Source organism: Paracoccus sp. (in: a-proteobacteria), from assembly GCF_047973135.1.
GTDB lineage: Bacteria > Pseudomonadota > Alphaproteobacteria > Rhodobacterales > Rhodobacteraceae > Paracoccus.
On the sequence record NZ_JBKEBL010000330.1, the window covers coordinates 1 to 4,177 of the forward strand.

The window sequence follows — 4,177 nt, forward strand, 5'->3', positions numbered from 1 at the left end:
CATCAATGGGCAGGACGACATCGCCATCGGCCGTCACCGCATCCTTGATCGGCGCCAGCGGATCGCGGCCGTAGCCGAGCAGTTCCGTGTTCAGCAGCGGCTGGTCCGCCCCGAGCGTGGTGCTGGCGTAGGGCCTCTTCGTGAAGCCGCTCGCAGGCGGCGTGCCATAGACGGTCTCGAACGCAAGCGCCATCTGCGCCCGCGCCCCTTGGGCTCGTGCCATCGTGTTCTCCTCGATTTTAGGGTGATTCAGTCGAGCGGATCGGCGGTGGTATAGTGCAGGATGACCGGGATCACCGCCGCCTTCAGGCTGGCCGCGCCGTCGACCGGCAGATCGACCGGACGAGGCGCCTCGGCTTCGACCCAGTCGCACAGCCCGCCCAGCGTCCGGTCGGCGGCGATTGCTGTTCCGATGCTGGCACAGAGGGCGTCGAAGGAGGCATCACGGTCGGTGCCCTGAACAACCGCCTCGATCTCGGCGCGGTGCTGATAGTGGTAGGCGGGCGGCGAAAGCGTGACTTCGGGCTCACCCGGTTCGCCGTCGCGCAGGATCAGGAGGCCGTCAGCCGGGATGCGTTCGGGCAGGACGTCGCCGCGCAGGGTGGTGGTGGGCAGCGTTGAAAGACGCGCCTGCAGCGCGCTGAGGACGGTTTCGCGAGTGGTAGGCATTTCTATTTTGCGGTCTTTCCAGGAACAGATGGTTTGATCTGTCAGTTGACGAAAGCTTTCCTTCGGGCTTGACATTGACATTAGTGTCAAGGTGCTACGCCAGCGTGGAAAGGGATCGCAATGCAGATCAAGGAAGCTGCCGACAGGCTCGGGATCACGGAGCGTATGTTGCGCCATTACGAGAGGGCGGGTCTCATGGATGCCCGCCGCTCAGAGAATGGTTATCGCAGCTACAGCGAAGCAGACCTGCGCCGGGCGGGACGCATCCGCGATCTCATTGCGACAGGCTTTTCCACACGCGAGGTCCGCGCCATGGCGGCCTGCCTCTCCGACGAGGGTGCGGGACCGTGCGAGGGCGGTATTCCGCAATTGCTGGAGAAGCTGGAGCATATCGACCGGCTCCGAGCCGATCTTGATTCAAAGCGGGAAGCGGTCCTCGACCGCCTCGCCATGTTTCGGGAGTCCCTTTCGACCCATCACGAAAGGAATGACCCACACCATGCTGCGCCTGATACTTCTCTTCCTGATCGCCTTCCTCGTGGGGGCCGACGAATTCCTGTTGGGTCCGATCCTCACGCCGATAGGAACTGACCTTTCGGTTCCGCCCGAGCGCATAGCGCTCTTCATCACGGCCTACAGCCTGCCGTTGGCGATCATGGCCCCGATCCTCGGCGGTGTTTCCGACCGATATGGGCGGCTCGCCGTTCTTATTCCCTCAACGCTCGTATTCGGTCTCGCGTCGATTGCCACATCCTTCGTCCCTACATTCGAGACGGGCATTGCGACCCGCATCCTGACCGGAGCGGCGAGCGGCGGTATGCTCGGTATCGCAATGGCGATGGCGGGCGATCTTGGCGAGAAGGCCGCGCCCAAGGCCATCGCCTTCGTCACCTCCGGCCTTACGCTCGGCATCATCCTCAGCCCCGGCATCGGCGCACTGTCGGCAGAGTTCTGGTCATGGCGCTTTGCCTTTGCGGCGCTCGGCGGACTGGCGCTGATCGTGGTGCTGATCGGCCTGCCGTCTCTACGCACGTCGCGAGCGCCCGAGCTGCAAGCGAAAGCCGATGCTGACAAGGTGACTGGCGCGCTTTTCGTGCCGGGTGCATGGGGAAGCCTGATCGCCATGGCTGCTGGCCTCGGCGGCGCGGTCGGTTGCTTTGCACTGGTGGGCGAGCGACTGCGTTCCCTTTACGAGTGGGACACGGCGACGGTGGGCATGGTCTATGCCGGCTTCGGCATCCTCACACTGGTCGGCAATTTCACCATGCCGATGGCGCTTGCCCGTATCGGCAGCGGCCGCGCCCTGATGCGGATCGCGCTGATCTTTGTGCTGGCTGCAGTTGCCGTCACCTATGTCTTTGACAACCTCCCGCCGACTCTGGCTCTGCTCGCATTGGCGATTTGGGCGGTGCTTGGCGGCATGGGCGCTCCGGGCCTGCAAACCCATATCGCGCAACTCTCGCCGTCCCGCAGGGGTGCGCTGATGGCGCTAGCCGGAAGCAGCATGAACCTCGGTGTCGCAGGCGCGACCGCGCTGGCGTCCAGCGTCTACCCGGCTGGCGCGGCATGGGTTGCGCTTGTGGCGCTTCTACTCATAGCAATTGCTATACTGGCGTTGCGGCCGGTGCAGGCGGGCGCTGAGGAGTAAATTCGGTCGACCAGCCCACACTGGCCCTGACAAACGAAAGGTTGGATTCTCTGCGATCTGTCCTTTCACCTCCCCGTCACCCACTTCCCGACGATCCGCCCCGGCACCGCATCCGCCGCCCTTTCCGCATCCCGCGCCAGATCCAGCCGCTTTTGCAGCCTGACCTGTGGCACCAGCAGGAAGATCGGCACGGTTGCCCGCCCGCGCCCGGTTTTGGACTTTGAGGCCACAGCGCGGCCCTTGGTGTTCAGTCGCCCCTCGGCGACCAGCAGGCTCGGCCCGGGCCTGCGATAGACAAAGCGCAACCTCAACCCGGTCCGACTTTCCCATTCGCCCGGCGCGATGCGCCCACCGCGCAGGGATTTTCCGGCGGCTTCCGTGGGGATCGCCAGCCAGAAGCCGTTGCGAGAGCGGATCAGCGGTCCGGTGTTATGGGCACCGATGATCACCGGGGCCTTGGACCACACGAGCGCGGTGGCGTTCAAGCTGTCGCCCGCTTTCGGATAGGTGGCATTCCGGATCGAATTCGCCAGCCGCCGTCCCAATCCCGCGCCAGTGATCTGCCCGCGCCATGCGGTCTTGAGGCCCATGCCTGCTTCGCGCATGGCGCCGGTCACGGCCTTTTCGCCCGCCTTGATCTCGGCCTGCATCATGGCGACCAGATCGGGATCGATGTCGAGCTTCAATCTCATGCAGGAACCAGCTCCACGGTCCAGATCAGCCGGTCGCGGTCGCGGATGGGCTCGCCCTGGATCGCATAACTGTCGGCGCCGATGACGATCAGATCGCCGGGCCGGGGATCGGGAAGATCGCTGACGCGGATATCGGCGGTCAGGGTTTCCGACAGGATCCGCGCCGATCCGAATTCGGTGGTCCGGTCCGGCGCGCGGCTGATCAGGCGGATCGGGCGTTCCTCTGATGTGCCACCTGCGATCCAGACAGCGGAGCTTGCCATGTCGGGATGCGCGAAGATGCGATCCATCGCGGCGGCAAAGGCGTTCATCAGTTCGAGCTGTGCAGCCGGATCGCGAGACGCGGGCGCTTGTTGACCGGCAGGATCGAGGCCTCGGTCATCAGGTCGATCCACCGGCCCTTGGGGTCGAGATGCTGGCGGGCATAGAGCGGCAGACCGATGGTATTGGCAGTTTCCAAGAGGTTCGCCGGACCGCCATAGGTCGTAAACGTGTCCATGGTCCCGGTCGGGAAGGCGATACCCTCATTGGCCGGGATCAAGCGTTCCGACGCCTTGGTCGAGAGGGTGACGGCGCCCGCATATTCCTCGAACAGAATCCCGGCGAAGGGGAAGTTGCGGCGCACATCCTGCCGCAGAGGCTGGGCGCCGGTCGCGGCGTAGAATTTATAGGCCTCTTCGGTCTTGGGGTGCGAGATCAGCTTGTCGAAGAATTCGCGGCTGACGAGCGCATGGACCCCCGACATGCTTTCACCCAGCAGATTGTCCTCGACGGCGCGCAGCACCTCGCGGACCTTGCCCTGAACGTTGGTCCCGGCGGTGCCGAGTACGAAGTCGACGCTGATCTGCGCGATGCCGAATTCGGTGAAGTAATTGTAGAGCGTGGTCCCGGCCCCGTCCTTCACGATGCCGCGCAGCGCGTTCATCTCCATATATGCGCGGGTCTGCGCGTGTTTGCGGCGCATCAGGGTCAGTTTGCGGGTCATCACCGCCACCAGCGGGTCGGCCTCGTCGCTCGCGCCGATGGCCGGGACGCCCTGAATATCAGCGGGCAGGATCACATCGTCATGCGGGATCCAGGGCAGGGCGAAACTGCGCATGGCGCGGCCCTCGCGGCTGCCGACCGTGGCGGGACCGCCCAGGGGGACCGAGGGCAGGAGGTTCAGCAC

7 protein-coding genes are annotated in these 4,177 nt (G+C 64.7%); 2 read left to right on the forward strand and 5 right to left on the reverse strand.

Going from position 1 to position 4,177, the window contains the following annotated elements; translation table 11 throughout:
- Positions 1-223: phage tail tube protein (locus ACK5L9_RS23520; protein WP_416913884.1), on the reverse strand; the 223-nt coding region annotated here is incomplete at its 3' end.
- Positions 224-249: 26 nt separating this feature from the next.
- A complete protein-coding gene (locus ACK5L9_RS23525; protein WP_416913890.1) occupies positions 250-669 on the reverse strand; it encodes an acyl-CoA transferase in 420 nt (139 codons plus the stop codon).
- 120 nt (positions 670-789) lie between these two features.
- Here ACK5L9_RS23525 and ACK5L9_RS23530 point away from each other — a divergent pair, with 120 nt between their 5' ends.
- A complete protein-coding gene (locus ACK5L9_RS23530) occupies positions 790-1,260 on the forward strand; it encodes a MerR family transcriptional regulator (RefSeq protein ID WP_416913885.1) in 471 nt (156 codons plus the stop codon).
- The gene (locus ACK5L9_RS23535) at positions 1,169-2,317 is read left to right on the forward strand and encodes an MFS transporter (protein ID WP_416913886.1); all 1,149 of its coding nucleotides are present in this window, start codon (positions 1,169-1,171) and stop codon (positions 2,315-2,317) included. The genes ACK5L9_RS23530 and ACK5L9_RS23535 overlap by 92 nt, the downstream gene beginning before the upstream one ends.
- A 65-nt stretch (positions 2,318-2,382) precedes the next feature.
- Here the strand turns inward: ACK5L9_RS23535 and ACK5L9_RS23540 are convergent, their stop codons facing one another.
- The 3 genes from ACK5L9_RS23540 to ACK5L9_RS23550 all read right to left on the reverse strand — a co-directional run.
- A complete protein-coding gene (locus tag ACK5L9_RS23540; protein WP_416913887.1) occupies positions 2,383-3,009 on the reverse strand; it encodes a DUF6441 family protein in 627 nt (208 codons plus the stop codon).
- Positions 3,006-3,320, reverse strand: a complete 315-nt coding sequence (locus ACK5L9_RS23545) for a head-tail joining protein (RefSeq protein ID WP_416913888.1) — start codon at positions 3,318-3,320, stop codon at positions 3,006-3,008. Before ACK5L9_RS23545 ends, ACK5L9_RS23540 begins: the two co-directional genes overlap by 4 nt.
- Positions 3,320-4,177, reverse strand: an 858-nt coding sequence (locus ACK5L9_RS23550; protein ID WP_416913889.1) for a major capsid protein, incomplete at its 5' end; no start/stop codon positions are given. The genes ACK5L9_RS23550 and ACK5L9_RS23545, both read right to left, overlap by 1 nt.

Coding starts and splice junctions, on each gene's coding strand:
- ACK5L9_RS23525 (WP_416913890.1), bottom strand. CDS start 669: ATGCCTACCACTCGCGAAACCGTCCTCAGCGCGCTGCAGGCGCGTCTT.
- ACK5L9_RS23545 (WP_416913888.1), bottom strand. CDS start 3,320: ATGAACGCCTTTGCCGCCGCGATGGATCGCATCTTCGCGCATCCCGAC.
- ACK5L9_RS23530 (WP_416913885.1), top strand. CDS start 790: ATGCAGATCAAGGAAGCTGCCGACAGGCTCGGGATCACGGAGCGTATG.
- ACK5L9_RS23540 (WP_416913887.1), bottom strand. CDS start 3,009: ATGAGATTGAAGCTCGACATCGATCCCGATCTGGTCGCCATGATGCAG.
- ACK5L9_RS23535 (WP_416913886.1), top strand. CDS start 1,169: ATGCTGCGCCTGATACTTCTCTTCCTGATCGCCTTCCTCGTGGGGGCC.